This is a genomic window from Streptomyces sp. STR69, assembly GCF_024519455.1.
Lineage (GTDB): Bacteria > Actinomycetota > Actinomycetes > Streptomycetales > Streptomycetaceae > Streptomyces.
The window spans coordinates 1-17,450 of the sequence record NZ_JALJRY010000024.1 but is presented as its reverse complement, the minus strand read 5'-3'; the positions used below and the strand labels follow the sequence as shown (position 1 = coordinate 17,450).

Here is a 17,450-nt window from a genome sequence, read left to right as displayed (position 1 = left end):
ACTGTCATGAGGGTCGTGATCGCCGAGGACAACGCCCTGCTGAGGGAGGGCCTGGTCCTCCTGCTGACGTCGGCGGGGCACGAGGTGGTGGCCGTCGCGGGCAGCGGGCCGGAGGTACTGCCCGCGCTGCTCGAACACCGGCCGGACGTGGCCGTGTTGGACGTACGGATGCCGCCCGGCTTCCGCGACGAGGGGCTGCGGGCCGCGCTGGAGGCACGGGAGAAGATCCCGGGACTGCCGGTGCTGGTGCTGTCGCAGTACGTCGAGGAGTCGTACGCCGCCGAGCTGTTGGGCGTCGGGGCGAGCGGGGTCGGCTATCTCCTCAAGGACCGGATCGGCCGTGTGGACGAGTTCCTCGACGCACTGGACCGGGTCGCGGCCGGCGGTACGGCGCTCGACCCCGAGGTGGTGACGGAGCTGCTGACCCGGCGCCGCAATTCACCGCTGGACTCGCTCACCCCGCGCGAGCGCGAGGTGCTGAAGCTGATGGCGGAGGGCCACGACAACACGACGATCGCCAAGACCCTGGTCGTCACGGAACGCGCGGTCAGCAAGCACATCGGCAACGTGTTCCTGAAGCTGAGCCTGCCGCCGAGCGACAGCGGGCACCGCCGGGTGCTGGCCGTGCTGGCGTATCTGCAGAACGTGTGACACGCGCGCCGCCGGTCGTGCCACGGGATGACACGGCCGGCGGCGCGTACTGCGTTCTCAGTAGCCGCGATTGTCGGCAGCCGCACGACGACGGGACGGGGGTCCGGCCGCGAGTCTGGGGCGGTCCCCGAGAGCAGATGTGGAGCACTCCGTCCCGTGGCTACTTTTCTCCATCGACTGGGCCGACTCGCCTTCCGGCGGCGCTGGTTGGTCACCCTGTTCTGGGTGGCCGTGCTGGCCGCCGTCGGTTTCGCCGCCGTCAGGGCTCCCGAGGCCCCCGACGAGGGGTCGTCCATGCCCGGGATCGAGTCCCAGAAGGCGTTCGACCTGCTGGGGCAGCGCTTCCCGGGTTCGGCGGCGGACGGCGCGAACGCGCGGATCGTGTTCGTGGCCCCGCACGGCGAGAAGATCACCGCGACCGCGAACAGGGCGGTCGTCGAGAAACTGGTGACCGAGGCGACCGACGGGTCCCAAGTCGCAAGCGCCGTCGACCCGTTCACTGCGAAGGCGGTGAGCGAGGACGCGACGACCGCGTACGCGACCGTCACCTTCAAGGTGAAGGCGCACGACCTCACCGACACCGCGAAGTCCCATCTGCAGAACGCGATTGACACGGCCCGCGCTTCCGGCCTGACCGTCGAGGTCGGTGGCACCGCACTCGCGACCCAGCCCTCGGCGGGCGGCAGCGCCGAGGCGATCGGCATCGCGATCGCCGCCCTGGTGCTCCTGATCACCTTCGGTTCACTGGCGGCGGCCGGACTGCCGCTGCTGACCGCGATCGTCGGGGTGGGGATCGCCATGTCCTCGATCCTGGCCCTGTCCAAGGCCCTCAACCTGTCGTCCACGACAGGCACGTTGGCCACCATGCTGGGCCTCGCGGTCGGCATCGACTACGCCATGTTCGTCGTCTCCCGCTATCGCGAGGAGCGTTCCAAGGGTCACGCGCCCCAGGAGGCCGCGGGTCTCGCGGCCGGTACGGCGGGTTCGGCAGTTGTGTTCGCCGGTCTAACCGTTGTCATCGCTCTGGCCGGTTTGTCGGTGGTCGGCATCCCGACGCTCACCAAGATGGGGCTGGCCGCCGCCGGTGCGGTCGTCGTCTCCGTCCTCATCGCGCTGACACTGGTCCCGGCGCTGCTCGGGTTCTGGCCGAACGCCGTGCTGTCCCGCGCCGCCCGCAAGAAGGGGCGCATCGAGGAGAACGGCGAGAACAACGGCGGCAGCCGCTGGGCACGGTTCGTGCTGCGCCGTCCCGTCACCGTGCTGCTGCTGGGCGTGGTGGGCCTCGGGGCGCTCGCGCTCCCGGTGGCGGACCTCCAACTGGGCATGCCTGGCGACGAGGTGAAGTCCACGGCGACCACCGAACGCCGTGCCTACGACGACCTCGCGACGGGCTTCGGGCCCGGTTTCAACGGGCCGTTGACCGTCGTGGTCGACTCGAAGTCGGCGGGCGACACGAAGGCCGCGGTGTCGACGATCTCGAAGCGGATCGCGGCGACCGAGGGCGTGGTCTCCGTCTCCCCGGCCCGCTTCAACCCGGCGGGCGACACCGCCGTCTTCTCGGCCGTACCGTCGACCGGTCCCAGCGACGAGCGGACGAAGGACCTCGTCCACACCATCCGCGCCGAACGCCCGGCGATCGAGTCCGCGACCGGGACGACGTTCCTGGTCACCGGTACGACCGCCGTCAACATCGACGTGGCCCAGAAGGTGCAGAACGCGCTGATCCCCTACCTCGCGGTGGTGGTCGGCCTGGCCGTCGTCCTGCTCCTCCTGGTCTTCCGCTCGGTCCTGGTCCCCCTGAAGGCGGCCGTCGGCTTCCTCCTGTCGGTGCTGGCCTCGCTCGGCTCGGTCGTCGCGGTCTTCCAATGGGGCCACGGCGCAAGCCTGTTGGGCGTGGAGCAGACCGGCCCGATCATGAGCATGATGCCGATCTTCCTGGTGGGCATCGTCTTCGGACTCGCCATGGACTACGAGGTGTTCCTCGTCGCCCGCATGCGGGAGGCCTACGTCCACGGGGACCGGCCGGCGCAGGCGATCGCGACCGGGTTCCGGTACAGCGCCCGGGTGGTCGTGGCCGCCGCGCTGATCATGATGGCGGTGTTCTCGGGCTTCATCGGGGCCGGCGAGTCGATGATCAAGATGATCGGCTTCGGGCTCGCGGCGGCCGTGCTGCTCGACGCCTTCGTCGTCCGGATGGCGATCGTGCCCGCCGTACTGGCGCTGCTGGGAGGGGCCGCCTGGTGGCTGCCGCGCCGGCTGGACCGGCTGCTGCCGAACATCGACGTCGAGGGCGAGGCGCTCACCCGCAGGGAGCCATCAGCCCCTGCCGTACCCGAGCCGATACCGATCACCCGTGCCTGACCCCGCCCTCCCCGCGACGGGCCGCCCGCAGAGCGTGACGCGGGCGGCCCCGGCGGCCGTCCCAGAACCCCACCGGAGGGACCCGGCACCACGTCAGGACCGGTCATCGCCCACCATGGTCCCAGGAGACCCACCGGAGACATCGATGCACGACAGCTGGCAGCGCTACGCGGACGAGCACATCCGCACCGTCGACACCATGTCGGCGGTGCTGCTGTTCGCCATGTTCCTCTTCGGCAGCGAGCTGAACGTGCCCCGCGGTCCCGGGCCCGACGCGGTGGCCCCGACGATCGCGCTCGCCGCCGTCTCCTGCGCGGCCCTGTTCTGGCAGCGGAGCCGTCCCCGTGCGGTCGTCGCCGTCACGGCGGTCGCCGCCGCCGGGGCCGCCGCGCTGGGCTGTCTCCTCACCCCGCTGATGCTGGGGCCGCTGATGCTGGCCCTGTACCGGCTGGCCGTGCTCACCCGCCGCAGGACGGCCCGCCGCTACTTCCTCGCGTCGGTCGTGCTGGTGGTGACGACGGCGACGCTGATGGACCCGGTGCACCACCCCTGGCCGTTCAAGACGGTCGGCCCGGCCGCCTGGCTGCTGCTGCCGGTGGTCGCCGGGAACGCGCTCCGGCTGCGGGACGCCTATCTGGAGGCGGTGCAGGCGCGCGCCGAGTACGCCGAGCGCAGCCGGGAGGAGGAGGCCCGGCACCGGGTGGCCGAGGAACGGATGCGCATCGCGAGGGAGTTGCACGATGTCGTCGCCCACCATCTGGCCCTGGCCCACGCCCAGGCCGGCACCGCCGCCCACCTGGCGCGCACCCATCCCGACCATGCGCAGCGGATCCTGACGGAACTCGCCGGTACGACGTCCTCCGCGCTGCGCGAGATGAAGGGCACGGTGGGTCTGCTGCGCCGGGCCGGCGATCCCGGCGCACCGCTGGCCCCGAGCCCGGGGCTGGCCCAACTCGCCGAGCTCACCGGCTCGTTCGCCACCGCCGGACTCACGGTCGCCGTCACCACGGAGGGCGAACGGCGCCCGCTGTCGGCCGGGGTGGACCTGACGGCGTACCGGATCGTGCAGGAGGCTCTCACGAACGTCAGCAAGCACGCCACGACCGGGTCGGCGCAGGTGCGCCTGCGCTACTCCCACGACCGGCTGACCGTCACCGTGTCCGACGACGGCCCGGGTGCGCCGACCGTCCCGGCGCCGCCCCCGGGCCAGGGTTTCGGGCTGATCGGGATGCGGGAGCGCGCCCGGTCGGTCGGCGGTGCCCTGCGGGCCGGGCACCGGGTCGAGGGCGGCTTCGAGGTCACCACCGAACTGCCGCTGTACCCCAGCGCCCCGGAACCGGAAGAAAGAACCCCATGACCATCCGTGTGCTGCTCGCCGACGACCAGGCCCTGCTGCGGGCCACCTTCCGGATCCTGATCGACACCTGCGAGGACATGGAGGTGGTCGGCGAGGCGGCCGACGGCGCCGAGGCGATCGCGCTGGCCGGTGAACACCGCCCCGACCTCGTCCTGATGGACATACGTATGCCGGGCACCGACGGCCTGACAGCCACCACCGCCATCTGCGCCGACCCGGCGCTGTCCGGCACCCGCGTCCTCATCCTCACCACCTTCGAGGTCGATGAGTACGTGGCGCAGGCGCTCCGGGCAGGCGCAAGCGGTTTCCTCGGCAAGGACGTCACCGCCGAAGCGCTGCTCTCCGGCATCCGCACGGTCGCCTCCGGCGAGTCCCTGCTCTCCCCGCTCGCCACCCGCACCCTGATCACCCGTTTCCTGGCCACCCCCGCGCCGAGCGCCCGGCTGGCGACGTCCGACCGGCTCGGCGTCCTCACCGCCCGGGAGCGCGAGATCATGGCCATGGCGGCCGAGGGCCACTCGAACGACGAGATCGCCGAGCAGCTGTACGTCAGCCCGCTGACCGTCCGCACCCATGTGCACCGCGCCATGACGAAGCTGGACGCCCGCGACCGGGCCCAACTCGTCGTGATGGCCTACCAGTCGGGGCTCGTGCAGGCTCCGCCACCGTCCGGTTCCGCGCTCTGAGGGAGCGCCCGTTCAGGCGAACCCCCCGCCGAAAAGGCGTGCAGCCACCGCTCGCCGTCGACACCTGTGGCGTGCCCTTCCCCCACATCGCACCCATGCTCGCCACGCCCGGCACCCTCCCGCCCGCCGGGCAGGACGCCCGCTGGGCCTACGAGACCAAGCAGGACGGCCAGCGCGTACTGGTGTATCTCCCCGGCGACGGCAGCGTCCTGCTGCGCGCCCGCTCCGGTGCGGACATTACCGGCGCCTATCCCGAACTCCTGCCCCTGGGCCTTGAGTTGGGCAGCACGCGGGCAATCCTGGACGGTGAGGTGCTGGCTCTGGACGAACAGGGCCGCGCCGACTTCCAGTTGCTGCAGAAGCGGATGGGCCTGGCCGGCTCGCCCGCCCTGGCGGCACACCGAGCCGCGAACACCCCTGTCCATCTGGTGCTGTTCGACGTCCCGCACCTCAACAGGCCGCTCCTCGGGCTCCGTTACGCCGACCGCCGCGGCGAACTGGAGCGACTGGGCCTGCACGGCCCGAACTGGTCGACTCCCGCCGCGCTCACCGGACATGGCGCCGAGGCGCTGCGGGCCACCCGCGAACACGGGCTGGAGGGGCTGGTCTGCAAGCGGCTCGATTCGGCGTACGAGCCCGGGGTGCGCTCCCGGGCCTGGATCAAGATCCGCAATCTGCGCAGCGAGGACGTGCTGGTCGGCGGGTGGGTGCCGGGCAAGGGGCGGCTGTCGGGTCTGCCGGGCGCGGTACTGGTGGGGCAGCGCGCGGCCGGGCGGCTGCGGTACGTCGGCAATGTGGGCACAGGTTGGAGCGAGGCCGAACGTGCCGAACTCGCCGCGCTGTTGCGGGCCGCCGGTACCGACAGCTGCCCCTTCGATCCGGTACCGGCGGTGACCGGGGCGCGCTGGGTGGTGCCCCGGCTGGTCGGCGAGGTCCGCTACAGCACCCGTACCCGGGCCGGGATGCTGCGGCAACCGTCCTGGCTGCGACTGCGCCCCGACCTGGCACCGGAGGAGTCGGCCGCCGATCTACCGGAGAGCCGATGAACTTGCGTAGATCAAGTATTGGGCGTCGTGTCACCATCGTGACACCTCACCCCCTTGGCGCGTACATGAAAAGTAGGGACTCTGAAAGCCCTTTCCATCCACAGCCGTTGGGCTGCGCCCGAAATGGAGGACGCAGTGTCGTCCCAGACGTCCCGAACCCGCCGCCGCAGGTGGCTCGCCGGCCTCGGCGGTGCCGCCGTGCTCGTCATCGCCTTCCCCTCCGCCGCCTTCGCCGCCCCGCCCGCGGCGCTGCCCGCGAACGCCGAGACGGTGGAGAAGACGTATCTGCCCGCCTTCGACTACGACACGGACGGCTGCTACCCGACGCCCGCGATCGGCCCCGACGGCACCATCAACGGCGGTCTGAACCCGACGGGTTCACTCAGCGGCGAGTGCCACGACGCCTCGGACCTCGACAACACCAACAGCTACTCGCGCTACAAGTGCAACAACGGCTGGTGCGCGTACATCTACGGCCTGTACTTCGAGAAGGACCAGGCCGTCGCCAACTCCAGCATCGGGGGGCACCGCAACGACTGGGAACACGTCGTGGTGTGGGTGCAGAACGGCACGATCCAGTACGTGTCGACGTCCAACCACGGCTCGTTCACCGTGCACGCGGCGTCCGAGGTCCGCTTCGACGGCACGCACGCCAAGATCGTCTACCACAAGGACGGCATCGGTACGCACGACTTCCGACTGGCCGACGCCAACGACGAGCCGCCGGAGAACGACAAGCACACCTGGCAGTACCCGCCGCTCGTCGGCTGGAACGGCTACCCGGCGGGCCTGCGCGACAAGTTGAGCGCCTACGACTTCGGCAGCGCGAACTTCGGACTCAAGGACGCCAACTTCGTGGCCCACCTCACCTCGGCGAAGCCTTCCGGAATCACGTTCGACCCCGCCGCCTGACGGTACCGTCCGCAGGGCACCATCGTTCTCAGGGCTCCCGGGACCATCTCGACCCCGGGAGCCCGAGAGGACGGAACGTGGCAGCTGAACGCAGGGTCTCGCGGCGGGCTCTCCTGATCGCGCTGGGCATCGCCGGAGCGACGGCCATCCCCGCGGGTGCGCAGGGCCCGGACCCCGGGAACGGATACACCATGCCCACCCTCGCCTTCGACGACCCGGCCACCCAGCACCGGCTCGGCGCCCTGTACTCGTCCGCGCTCGGGTCCGTGTCCGGCGCCAACACCATCGGCGCGGACCGCTCGGTCTACGACAGGGCCGGACTGCTCAGCTATCCGCCCGGCACGGTCGTCCGGGCGGGCGGCGGCTATCCCGCGCCCCAGCGCTGGACGCGGGACGCGGCCGTCAACGCGTGGAGCGGCGTCAGCCTGCTCGCGCCGAAGGTCGCCCGCAACACCCTGTGGTCCGTGGTCGACCGCGCGCGGGACGGGCTCGTCGTCCAGCAGGACAACCAGTGGTGGGACCAGATCGTGTGGGTCCTGGCCGCCCATCGCCACTACCTGGTCACCGGCGACCGCGACTTCCTCACCCAGGCCCACGACACGTCCGCGCGCACCCTCGCGACCCGCCGCGCCCAGCACCTCAGCCCGTCGCTCGGCCTCTTCGAGGGCCCGGGCTTCATGAACGACGGCATCTCCGGCTACCCGAGCCCGCCCGCCTCGACCTCGGTCCACTCGTCCTTCGTCCTGGACCACCCGCACACCGACAAACTGATGTGCCTGTCGACCAACTGCCTCTACTACGGCGCCCATCTCGCCCTCGCCGCCATGTCCGAGGCTCTCGGCCGCCCCGTGCAGGCCGCCTCGCTGCGCTCGGACGCTGAGCAGCTGCGCACGGCGATCGACCGGCACCTGTGGCGCGCGGACGCCGGCACCTACGGCTACCTCGTCCACGGCGAGGGCCCGCTCGCCGGACACCTCGACACCTCGCAGGAGGGCGCGGGACTGGCCCTCGCCGTCCTCCTCGGCGTCGCCGACTCCGAACGGGCCGGCCGGATCCTCGACTCCACGCACTGGCAGCCGTACGGCATCGTCAACGTCTGGCCGCACTTCCCGCGCTTCGACGACCGGCGTCCGGGGCGGCACAACGTGATGGTCTGGCCGATGGTCCACGGACTGTACGGCCAGGCCGCGGCCGACGCGGGCCGCACCGAACCGTTCGCCCTCGCCGTCGACACCCTCGCCGGTCTGATCGCCACGAGCGGCGGCTTCTACGAGCTGTACAACTCGGTGACCGGTGCCGTGGACGGCGGCTGGCAGGGCGGTGCCAGTGGACACGCGAACCACTTCGTGTCGCAGCCCGACCAGACCTGGTCGGCGACGGCGTATCTGCGGCTGATCCACGACGGCCTGTTCGGTCTGACGTTCACGGACGAGTCCCTGCGGCTGCGCCCGTGTCTGCCCCCGACCTGGGGCACGGTGAGTCTGCGCGGGCTGCGGTACCGGGGCACGACCCTCGACATCACCCTGAGCGGCGGTGGGAGCCGGGTGCGGTCGTGCACGGTCGACGGGCGGCCGGGGGAACCGGTCGTAGCCGCGGACGGGACCGGTCACCACACTCTGCGCCTGGTGCTCACCGACACGGTGTGACGCATATGTCACTCTCGCCGGGTGCGGGGTCCGGTCCACGGCAGGGTGCCGGAAGGTCTATCGTGTCCGCATGTCCGTGCCTGAACTGATCCGAATCGTCTCCCGCGACTCACCCATGGCGCTGGCCCAAGTGGAGCGTGTCCGCGCCGAGTTGGCCGTCCTTCATCCACAGGTGCGCACCGAGGTCGTGCCGGTGAAGACGACCGGCGACAAGTGGATGGGTGATCTGTCCGCCGTCGAGGGCAAGGGGGCGTTCACCAAGGAGGTGGACGCCGCGCTGCTCGCGGGTGAGGCGGATCTCGCGGTGCACTGCATGAAGGACGTGCCCGCCGACCGGCCGCTGCCCGCCGGTACGACCTTCGCCGCGTTCCTGAAGCGGGACGACATCCGCGACGCCCTGGTCCACCCGGGCGGGCTGACCCTCGACGAACTGCCCGCCGGTACCCGCATCGGCACCTCCTCGGTCCGCCGGGTCGCACAACTGGCCGCCACGCACCCGGAGTTGGAGTGCGTGCCGTTCCGCGGCAACGTCAACCGGCGACTGGAGAAGCTCGCGGCGGGCGAGGCGGACGCGCTGCTGGTCGCGATGTCGGGCCTGGAGCGCATCGACCGGATGGACGTGGCCACCGAGGTGCTGTCCGCCGAGGCGATGATGCCGCCGATCGGTGCGGGCATCCTCGCCCTGCAGTGCCGTGAGGGCGACACCGACGTCATCGACACGATCAGCGGGCTCGGTCACCCCGAGACACATCGTGAGGCGACGGCGGAGCGCATGTTCCTGCATGTCCTCCAGGGGCACTGCAACAGCCCGATCGCCGGGTACGCCCAGGTCGACCGGAGCGGTGAACTGTCGCTGCGCGCCTGTGTGTTCACCCCGGACGGCAAGACCCGGCTCAACGCCCACGAGTGGGCCGGACGGCTGGACCCGGCGACGCTCGGCACGTCGGTGGCGGTGGCGCTGCTGCGGCAGGGTGCCCGCGAGATCATCGACGGCATCCCGCACTGACCGGAAGGGCCCGGACCCGCAGGTCTCAGGGGGTGCCGGGCTCCGCCTGGTCGCGGAGGAAGTTGCTCACCTGGTGAGCCAGGCCGTCCCGTCCGGCACCGGCCGCGACGGCCTCCTCGCACAGACCGGTACCACCCGCCCACAGGCGCCGTTCGGTCCACTCCTCCTCCACCCGCAGCTGCACCTGTACGTCGACCTGCGTCAGGGACGCCTCCGCACCGGCCGCGTACAGGACGGCGGTGGCGCGGCGCAGCGGATAGACGTCGAAGCCCTCGATGAACTGCGAGCTGCGCCAGTCGATGAAGGCGCTCTCGCCGTCCGGACCGACCCTGACGTCGATCTGCCCGTCCTCCAGGTGGATGCCGAGGTGCCGGGCGCCGCGGTTCTCGACGGTGACACGGAGAGTGAAATACGTCAGCCCTTCGGCGGCGTCGTCGCGTCCGCGCGGCGGCTCGGCTGCCGCCAGGCTGTGGACGCGGACACGCAGACCGGCATGTTCGTCGTACTCGTGCCAGTCCCCGACCACGTTCGGCTCGTACACAATGCACCCTCTCGACCTCAGAGAGCTGCTTCCTATCTGTGTGCTCAGCGCACTGTCAAATGAGCAGAATGCGCTGTGGCCAGCGTTTTCGCCCGCTTGATCACTGATCAAGCCGTGCGCAGGAGGAATCCGCTTTTCGGCCACCGAACCACGGTCGGGGGCGTGCCGCACATCACGTCCCCGACAAGATCAGCGGGCCAGCCGTCCGAGCAGCGAGGAGGCGGCGGCGATACCCAGGGCGGCGGCCACCAGAAGGACCGCGAAGTCGGTGCCCACATGCGACGGGGTGCCGAGCAGCAGCCCGCGCAGGGCGTCCACTTCGTAGCTGAGCGGGTTCGCCTTGCTCACCGCCTGCAGCCATCCGGGCATGATCGCCACCGGGTAGAGGGCGTTGGAACCGAAGAACAACGGCATGGTGATCGCCTGTCCGAAACCCATCAGCCGGTCCCTGCTGAGCACGATGCCGGCGATGGTCATCGACAGACAGGAGAAGAAGGCCGAGCCGAGGATCACAATCGCCCCGACACCGATCAGCTTCAGCGGGTTCCAGGTCAGTGCCACCCCGAGAATCGCGGCGATGACGACCACGACGACGGCCTGGATCAGCGACTTCACCCCGGCCGCGAAGGCCTTGCCGGTGATCAGCGCCGAGCGCGGGGTGGGGGTGACGAGGAGCTTGTTGAGGATGCCCGCGTCCCGCTCCCAGATGATCTGGATGCCGTAGAAGATGGCGATGAACATCGCGGACTGGGCGATGATGCCCGGGGCGAGGTAGTCGATGTAGGGGATGCCGCCGGTGGGGATCGCCTTGATGCGGGTGAAGGTCTGGCCGAAGATCAGCAGCCACAGGGCCGGTTGGACGGCCCGGGTGTACAACTCGGTGCGGTCGTGGCGGAGTTTCTGGAGTTCGACCGCGCACATCGCGATGACGCGGGCCGGCAACAGGCGCCATCCGGCCCGGGGTTCGGGTGGGGTGAGCAGCAGGTTCAGGTCGTACTCGGGGGCGGGGTCAGCCGACGCGGTTCGCGGTGCGGCGGGTGCTTCGGACATCGCGGAAACCTCCTGACTGGTCTTCGAGACCGCTGCCGGCGATGTCCCGGAAGACGTCCTCAAGGGTGGGCAGCGGATCGGTGGCGGGGGCGCCGTCGGCGCGGCGGCGTTCGCCGAGGCCCTCGCGGAGCTCGTCCGGGGTGCCCAGGGCGCGGATACGGCCGCGGTGCATCAGGCCGACGCGATCGCAGTACTGGTCGGCCTCGTCCATGTAGTGGGTGGTGACCAGGACGGTCATGCCGGTGGCCTCGCGCACGGCGTTGATGTGCTCCCACACGCTGGTGCGGGCGATCGGGTCGAGGCCGATGGTGGGCTCGTCGAGGATGAGCAGACGGGGCGCGCTGACCAGGGCCTGCGCGAGTTCGAGCCGGCGGACCATGCCACCGGAGTAGGTGTTGGCCAGCCGGTCGGCGGCGTCGGTGAGGTCGACGGCCCGCAGCGCCTGGGCGACGCGTGCGGCGCGTTCTCTGCGCGGGACGTCGAAGACGCGGGCGAAGAGAGCGACGTTCTCCCGGCCGGTGAGCCCGCTGTCGGCGGACAACTGCTGCGGGACGTAGCCGAGCATGCGGCGCACCGACATCTGGTCCTTGGCCGTGTCGTGGCCGAAGACGTGGACCATGCCCGCCGGGACCGGCAGGAGGGTGGTGATACAGCGGATGGCGGTGGTCTTCCCGGCGCCGTTGGGGCCGAGCAGTCCGAAGACCTCGCCCTCCCCCACGGACAGGTCGAGCCCGTCCACCGCGGTGGTCTCGCCGAAGGAGTAGGCGAGCCGGGTGCAGCTGACGGCTGCGGACCGCTCGGTGGCAGTGTCCTGCGTCATGAGTCCTCGGCCTCCTCGTGCAGATTGACGGCCAGCTGATGCAGGGCCGGGATGGCTGCGCGCAGCGCGTCCCGGTCGGCGGGGTCGAGACGGTCGACCTGCGCCCGTACGAGGGCCGCGCGCCGTGCGTGCCAGTCGCCGAGTCGCGTCTTGGCCGTGTCGGTGAGCTGCAGTCGGGCGGCGCGCCGGTCGGCGGGGTCGGTCTCGCGGATCAGGAAACCGTCCCGGGCGAGCTGGTTGACCAGGGTCGACACCGAGTTGCCGGCGAGGAACAACTCCTTGGCCGCCTCCGAGATACCGATGCCGGGCCGGATCTCGACCAGGCGCAGCAGCTCCACCTCGGCGCCGCGCAGTCGCGGCATGGTCATCTCGCTCCGCAGCCGCCTGCGGATCAGCCGCTGGACACCGACGAGCGCGTCGGCCAGCTCTTCCGGGAAGTTCTCCGTCTCCACACCCGGAGATTACCTCTTTAGCAGAGGTAACTAACCCAAAAGGATGGTCAAGACACCCGCTCGGGAGGCAGCGGGACCGATTCCGGTTGGACACTGAGAAGAAGACCGGTGGCCGCCGGTCCCAGGAGATCGGAACGCGACTGCCATGAACCACGACAGGAATCCGTCCCTCGGCGAGCCGGACGCCGTCTCCACCCGTTCGATGTTCGGCGCCCCCTGCTGGGTGAGTCTCACGAGCCGCGACGTGGAGACCACCGAGGCGTTCTACGAGGCCGTGTTCGGCTGGAAGTGGCGCTCGGCCCGACTCGGCGACCAGTTCCGGATCGCCACGGCGAACGACATTCCGGTGGCCGGCCTGGGCGCGGTGGCCTCCATGTGGCAGATCCCGGTGGCCTGGACGCCGTACTTCGCCGTGCCCGACGCGGATGTGGCCGCGGCCCGGGTCCGCGAGCGCGGCGCCACGGTCGCCGTCGGCCCGCTCTCCTTCCCCCCCGGCCGCGCGGCCCTGCTCGGCGACCGGGACGGCGCGACCTTCGGCATCTGGGAGGGCGACCTCATGGGCGGCTGGGAGACCTGGCGCCGCTCGGCACCGGCCTTCGTCCGGCTGCACACCCGGGACGCCTTCGACGCGGCGATCTTCTACGGCGAGGTCCTCGACTGGGCGTCGGCGGACCCGGCGAGCTGCGAGGTCCGGTACGAGGGCGGCGAGGTCGTGCTGCGCAGCGGCGGCAATGTCGTGGCGCGGATCGAGTCGGGCACGCTGGAGGCGACACCCGACCCGACCGTGCGCCCGCACTGGCAGGTCCACTTCGCGGTTTCGGACATCCGCTCGTGCGCCCGGGTCGTGGCCTCGCACGGCGGGAGCATCCTGCGGGAGAACGGCCACGAGGCCGTGCTGCGCGACCCGGACGGCGCACAGTTCACGGTGACCTCGCGCAGTGCCCCCTGACCTTCAGCGCCTGGCAGGGCGCGACAACAGCACCAGGCTGCGGGCCTCGACCACCATCTGCGTGTCCGCCTTGTGCTCCGTCTCGTCCGGGGTGCCCTGCGGCTCGGCGGTGTCGATCAGGGTCGTCCAGCGCTCGCCGTAGGTCATGTCCGGGAGACGGAAGTCGACCGGCTCCCAGTAGCTGTTGAGCAGGAGCAGGAAGGAGTCGTCGACGACGGGCCCGCCGTGCGGATCGCGCTCGGCGATGGCGTCGCCGTTGAGGAAGACACCGACCGAGTGCGCGTCGGAGCGCTGCCAGTCGCGGTCGGTCATCTCGCGGGCGTCGGGCAGCAGCCACACCAGGTCGGGCAGCGGCTGTCCGGGGTGCACGGCGGTCTCGCCGCGGAAGAACCGGCGCCGGCGCAGCACGGGATGCGCGGCGCGCAGCCCGATCACATACCGCGTGAACGCGGCGAGTTCGCGCTGCTCGTCGGTCAACTCCCAGTCGATCCAGGAGACTTCGTTGTCCTGGCAGTAGGCGTTGTTGTTGCCGCGCTGACTGCGCCCCAGTTCGTCTCCGTGACCGAGCATCGGAATGCCCTGCGAAAGGAGCAGCGTGGCAAGGAAGTTGCGCTGCTGACGGGCGCGGAGCTCCAGCACGCCGGGGTCGTCCGTGTCCCCCTCCACGCCGCAGTTCCAGGACCGGTTGCTGTTCTCGCCGTCCCGATTGCCTTCCCCGTTGGCCTCGTTGTGCTTGTCGTCGTACGACACCAGGTCGCGCAGGGTGAACCCGTCGTGTGCGGTGACGAAGTTGACGCTGGCCCGTGGACGCCGACGGCTGTGCTGGTACAGGTCGGAGGAGCCGGTGAGCCGGGACGCGAACTCGCCGAGCGTGTGCTCGCCGCCCCGCCAGAAGTCCCGTACAGCGTCCCGGTACTTGCCGTTCCACTCCGACCACAGCGGCGGGAAGTTGCCCACCTGATAGCCGCCCTCCCCCACGTCCCACGGCTCGGCGATGAGCTTGACGCGGCTGATCACCGGGTCCTGCTGGATCAGGTCGAAGAAGGCCGACAGCCGGTCCACCTCGTGGAACTGCCGGGCCAGCGTGGCCGCGAGATCGAAGCGGAAGCCGTCGACATGCATCTCGGTGACCCAGTGGCGCAGCGAGTCCATGATGAGCTGAAGGACGTACGGGTGCCGCATCAGCAGACTGTTCCCGGTGCCCGTCGTGTCGTAGTAGTGGCCCCAATCACCGTCCACCAAGCGGTAGTAGGAGGCGTTGTCGATGCCCCGGAAGGAGAGGGTGGGGCCCTTCTCGTTGCCCTCGGCGGTGTGGTTGTAGACGACGTCCAGGATCACTTCGAGCCCGGCAGCGTGCAGCGCCTTGACCATCGCCTTGAACTCGGTTACCTGTCCGCCCCGTTCGCGGTGCGCGGCATAGGCGTTGTGGGGCGCGAAGAACCCGATGGTGTTGTAGCCCCAGTAGTTGGACAGGCCGCGGTCCTGGAGCACCCCGTCCTGCACGAACTGGTGCACCGGCATCAGCTCGACGGCGGTCACCCCGAGCGAGACAAGATGGTCGACGACGGCCGGGTGCGCGAGTCCCGCGTAGGTGCCCCGGAGTTCTTCCGGAACCTCCGGATGGGTGCGGGTCAGCCCCTTCACATGGGCCTCGTAGATCACGGTGTCGGCGTACGAGCGCCGGGGCGGACGGTCGTCGCCCCAGTCGAAGGCGGGGTCGGTGACCACGCCGAGCATGCCGTGCCCGGCGCTGTCGCCAGGAGCAGGGCCGGCCGAACGCTCGTACAGCGAGGGGTCGTTGTCGATCTGTCCGTCCACCGCCCGGGCGTACGGGTCGAGGAGCAGTTTCTCCGGGTTGCAGCGGTGTCCGGCGGCCGGAGCCCACGGACCGTGCACCCGGTAGCCGTAGCACTGGCCGGGACCGATGCCCGGCAGATAGCAGTGCCACACGAAGCCGTCCGCCTCGGTCAGCCGGACGTTCCGGTGGCTGCCGTCGTCCTCGACGAGGACCAGGTCGACGCGCTCGGCGACCTCGCTGAACAGGGCGAAGTTGGTGCCCTTCCCGTCGTAGGAGGCACCCAATGGATAAGGGTGCCCGCTCCACACGGACACCCCTTTCCGACGCTGGCTCGCGGTCACCGGGCGCCCTCCAGGACGCCACGCGTCGGGCGGGCCGGCAGAACGGCCGGTAGCGCGCGGGGCAGCTGGAGCATCTCCCGCAGGCGCGGCGCGGGAGTCGTGGGGACGCGCGGGACGCGTTCGCCGCTGGGGGCGCGCTGCGAGAACCAGATGACCTTGCTTCCGGTGTCGGTGGTGCAGCAGCCCCAGCCGTCACTCATCGCGGCGATCCGGGCGAGGCAGGCGCGCAGGTCCTGGTCCGGGCGCAGATCGCGGTCGTTGTCGCCGATCGCGGTGATCAGGTGCTGGCCGTTCCACCAGAGCTCGATCGACGTGTCCTTGTCCGTGGCGTGCTCGTCGATGGCGCGCAGCAGCAACTCGGCGCCGCGGCAGACGGGGTCCACGAGAACTTCGAGGTCCCAGAGGCGGAGATGGGCGGCCAGGATGCGCCCGACCTGCCCGACCCGTTCCGGACTGACTTCCACGTCGAGGTGGTAGTAGCAGGGCACTGCGGTCTTCATCTTCGTTGGCTCCCTACCGGCGAAGCTCGCGCTTCCCCTCGCCCTGCGGGGCCGGGGCCCCGAACACGAAGCGTGAGCACTGATCGCTTCTGAGTCAGCTCCAGAGTGCGAGCGCTAGGCCATTCGTGCAACACGAGCGACCGATGAGGTAGTTGAAGATCCAACAAGACGCTTGGTCATCACCTGTGCACCATGAGTGAAAGCCTCGACTGCCGTGCCGGAGCCATGCCGCTCCGTGCACGGCCGCCACCCGACGGTCGGGAAACGCGGTCCGCCGAGGCGGAAGGTGAACAGCGCCATGCTGCTACCCGCCAAGGCCGAAGTGGCCCGCCAACTGCGGCGCTACCGGGTGTGGGAACGCGTGATGCTCGCGTCGCCGGGCGACCGGACGGCACGGGCCACCTTCGAGGACTCGGGCTACACCCTGTGCGTGCTGATGGGGAAGCGCTGCGCGCGCGAGGCCTCGGAAGCCGCCGAACGCTATCTGAGCAGCAGCAGCGTGGGCTCGTACCTCCAAGAGCAGAACGGACGCCCCCGTACGACGCCTGTCGTGCACCGCGGGCCACCTGTCACCGCCGCCGTCACCGTCGACCGGCGTTCCCCTGCCGGAAGGTAGTCCCCCTTCCGGCGCAGCTTGGCCCCCCACCGGGTGAACAGCCCGGCCACGAGCACGGCGGAGGTGAGACCCATGAACGCGACCCCGGCACCGATCGGCCGCATTCCGGTACGTGACGTGCGCCCGGCCGTGGAGAGCGGCGCGCGCCCGGCGAAGGCGGTGGTCGGCGAGACGTTCGAGGTCACCGCCACCGTGTTCCGCGAGGGCCACGACGCGATCGGCGCGAACGTCGTTCTCCGCGACGAGAACGGCCGTCCCGGCCCTTGGACCCCGATGCGTGAACTCGCCCCCGGCAGCGACCGCTGGGGCGCGGAGGTCGCCCCGGACACTACGGGCCGTTGGTCCTACGTCGTGGAGGCCTGGGGCGATCCCGTCGCCACCTGGCGCCGGGCCGCCCGCATCAAGATCCCGGCCGGCATCGACGTCGGACTGATGCTGGAGGAGGGCGCGGAACTGCACGCGCGAGCCGCCACCGGAGTGCCCGAGGGACCGGCACGGGCTGCGGTGCTGGCCGCCGCGAAGACGCTCCGCGACGACTCGCTGCCGGTGGGGACGCGGTTCGTGGCCGCGTCGACGCCGGAGGTGGAGGGGGCGCTGGAGCGGTATCCGCTGCGGGAGTTGATCACGGTCTCCGAGCCGCGCGCGTTGCTGGTAGAGCGGGAACGGGCGCTCTTCGGCTCCTGGTACGAGTTCTTCCCGCGCTCCGAAGGCACCGCCG

General features: G+C 70.7%; 17 protein-coding genes. 11 read left to right on the top strand and 6 right to left on the bottom strand.

From position 1 onward, the window contains the following. Window positions 1-6: 6 nt before the first annotated feature. The 8 genes from OC490_RS35515 to hemC all read left to right on the top strand — a co-directional run bounded on the left by OC490_RS35515 (window position 7) and on the right by hemC (window position 9,665). Window positions 7-651, top strand: coding sequence for a response regulator (locus OC490_RS35515; protein WP_262062155.1), 645 nt, complete (start codon window positions 7-9; stop codon window positions 649-651). A 156-nt stretch (window positions 652-807) separates the two neighbouring features. Further along, on the top strand, window positions 808-3,012 hold the full coding sequence (locus tag OC490_RS35510) for an MMPL family transporter (protein WP_262062154.1): 2,205 nt from the start codon (window positions 808-810) through the stop codon (window positions 3,010-3,012). A 145-nt stretch (window positions 3,013-3,157) separates the two neighbouring features. Beyond that, entirely contained in the window at window positions 3,158-4,369 is a 1,212-nt protein-coding gene (locus OC490_RS35505; protein WP_262062153.1) for a sensor histidine kinase, read from the top strand. Further along, on the top strand, window positions 4,366-5,055 hold the full coding sequence (locus tag OC490_RS35500) for a response regulator (RefSeq protein WP_262062152.1): 690 nt from the start codon (window positions 4,366-4,368) through the stop codon (window positions 5,053-5,055). The genes OC490_RS35505 and OC490_RS35500 overlap by 4 nt, the downstream gene beginning before the upstream one ends. 95 nt (window positions 5,056-5,150) lie before the next feature. Next, window positions 5,151-6,101, top strand: a complete 951-nt coding sequence (locus OC490_RS35495) for an ATP-dependent DNA ligase (protein ID WP_262062278.1) — start codon at window positions 5,151-5,153, stop codon at window positions 6,099-6,101. A 135-nt stretch (window positions 6,102-6,236) separates the two neighbouring features. Next, window positions 6,237-7,013, top strand: a complete 777-nt coding sequence (locus OC490_RS35490; RefSeq protein WP_262062151.1) for an NPP1 family protein — start codon at window positions 6,237-6,239, stop codon at window positions 7,011-7,013. A gap of 77 nt (window positions 7,014-7,090) precedes the next feature. Next, entirely contained in the window at window positions 7,091-8,659 is a 1,569-nt protein-coding gene (locus tag OC490_RS35485; RefSeq protein WP_262062150.1) for an MGH1-like glycoside hydrolase domain-containing protein, read from the top strand. Between the two features lie 70 nt (window positions 8,660-8,729). Further along, window positions 8,730-9,665 (top strand): hydroxymethylbilane synthase, encoded by a 936-nt coding sequence (gene hemC / locus OC490_RS35480; RefSeq protein ID WP_262062149.1) that lies wholly within the window; start codon window positions 8,730-8,732, stop codon window positions 9,663-9,665. Between the two features lie 25 nt (window positions 9,666-9,690). On the opposite strand, the gene OC490_RS35475 is transcribed toward hemC, so the two are convergent. The 4 genes from OC490_RS35475 to OC490_RS35460 all read right to left on the bottom strand — a co-directional run bounded on the left by OC490_RS35475 (window position 9,691) and on the right by OC490_RS35460 (window position 12,528). Further along, window positions 9,691-10,206 carry a hypothetical protein gene (locus OC490_RS35475; RefSeq protein WP_262062148.1) on the bottom strand — a complete coding sequence of 172 codons (516 nt, stop codon included), beginning with the start codon at window positions 10,204-10,206 and terminating at the stop codon, window positions 9,691-9,693. Between the two features lie 189 nt (window positions 10,207-10,395). Continuing rightward, window positions 10,396-11,256 carry an ABC transporter permease gene (locus tag OC490_RS35470; RefSeq protein ID WP_262062147.1) on the bottom strand — a complete coding sequence of 287 codons (861 nt, stop codon included), beginning with the start codon at window positions 11,254-11,256 and terminating at the stop codon, window positions 10,396-10,398. Further along, window positions 11,216-12,076 (bottom strand): ABC transporter ATP-binding protein, encoded by an 861-nt coding sequence (locus OC490_RS35465; protein WP_262062146.1) that lies wholly within the window; start codon window positions 12,074-12,076, stop codon window positions 11,216-11,218. Before OC490_RS35465 ends, OC490_RS35470 begins: the two co-directional genes overlap by 41 nt. Further along, window positions 12,073-12,528 carry a MarR family winged helix-turn-helix transcriptional regulator gene (locus OC490_RS35460; protein ID WP_262062145.1) on the bottom strand — a complete coding sequence of 152 codons (456 nt, stop codon included), beginning with the start codon at window positions 12,526-12,528 and terminating at the stop codon, window positions 12,073-12,075. Before OC490_RS35460 ends, OC490_RS35465 begins: the two co-directional genes overlap by 4 nt. Before the next feature lie 145 nt (window positions 12,529-12,673). Between OC490_RS35460 and OC490_RS35455 the strand changes: the two genes are divergently transcribed. Beyond that, window positions 12,674-13,477: a VOC family protein gene (locus OC490_RS35455; protein ID WP_262062144.1), complete on the top strand. Its 804-nt coding sequence runs from the start codon at window positions 12,674-12,676 to the stop codon at window positions 13,475-13,477. A gap of 3 nt (window positions 13,478-13,480) precedes the next feature. Here OC490_RS35455 and glgX read toward each other — a convergent pair whose 3' ends face one another. Both glgX and OC490_RS35445 read right to left on the bottom strand, forming a co-directional pair. Then, window positions 13,481-15,589, bottom strand: coding sequence for a glycogen debranching protein GlgX (glgX, locus tag OC490_RS35450; protein ID WP_410099216.1), 2,109 nt, complete (start codon window positions 15,587-15,589; stop codon window positions 13,481-13,483). A 23-nt stretch (window positions 15,590-15,612) separates the two neighbouring features. Further along, window positions 15,613-16,116 (bottom strand): pep a2, encoded by a 504-nt coding sequence (locus OC490_RS35445; protein ID WP_262062142.1) that lies wholly within the window; start codon window positions 16,114-16,116, stop codon window positions 15,613-15,615. Window positions 16,117-16,414: 298 nt separating this feature from the next. On the opposite strand from OC490_RS35445, the gene OC490_RS35440 reads away from it, so the two are divergent. After that, window positions 16,415-16,732 carry a DUF5133 domain-containing protein gene (locus OC490_RS35440; RefSeq protein WP_200716726.1) on the top strand — a complete coding sequence of 106 codons (318 nt, stop codon included), beginning with the start codon at window positions 16,415-16,417 and terminating at the stop codon, window positions 16,730-16,732. A gap of 72 nt (window positions 16,733-16,804) precedes the next feature. Next, on the top strand, window positions 16,805-17,450 hold a 646-nt coding region (locus OC490_RS35435), incomplete at its 3' end, for a maltotransferase domain-containing protein (protein WP_262062141.1).

Excerpts from the sequence above, each read along its gene's own strand:
- OC490_RS35515 (WP_262062155.1), top strand. The coding sequence starts at position 7 with ATGAGGGTCGTGATCGCCGAGGACAACGCCCTGCTGAGGGAGGGCCTG.
- OC490_RS35445 (WP_262062142.1), bottom strand. The coding sequence starts at position 16,116 with ATGAAGACCGCAGTGCCCTGCTACTACCACCTCGACGTGGAAGTCAGT.
- OC490_RS35505 (WP_262062153.1), top strand. The coding sequence starts at position 3,158 with ATGCACGACAGCTGGCAGCGCTACGCGGACGAGCACATCCGCACCGTC.
- OC490_RS35440 (WP_200716726.1), top strand. The coding sequence starts at position 16,415 with ATGCTGCTACCCGCCAAGGCCGAAGTGGCCCGCCAACTGCGGCGCTAC.
- OC490_RS35495 (WP_262062278.1), top strand. The coding sequence starts at position 5,151 with ATGCTCGCCACGCCCGGCACCCTCCCGCCCGCCGGGCAGGACGCCCGC.
- OC490_RS35465 (WP_262062146.1), bottom strand. The coding sequence starts at position 12,076 with ATGACGCAGGACACTGCCACCGAGCGGTCCGCAGCCGTCAGCTGCACC.
- OC490_RS35455 (WP_262062144.1), top strand. The coding sequence starts at position 12,674 with ATGAACCACGACAGGAATCCGTCCCTCGGCGAGCCGGACGCCGTCTCC.
- hemC (WP_262062149.1), top strand. The coding sequence starts at position 8,730 with ATGTCCGTGCCTGAACTGATCCGAATCGTCTCCCGCGACTCACCCATG.
- OC490_RS35500 (WP_262062152.1), top strand. The coding sequence starts at position 4,366 with ATGACCATCCGTGTGCTGCTCGCCGACGACCAGGCCCTGCTGCGGGCC.
- OC490_RS35470 (WP_262062147.1), bottom strand. The coding sequence starts at position 11,256 with ATGTCCGAAGCACCCGCCGCACCGCGAACCGCGTCGGCTGACCCCGCC.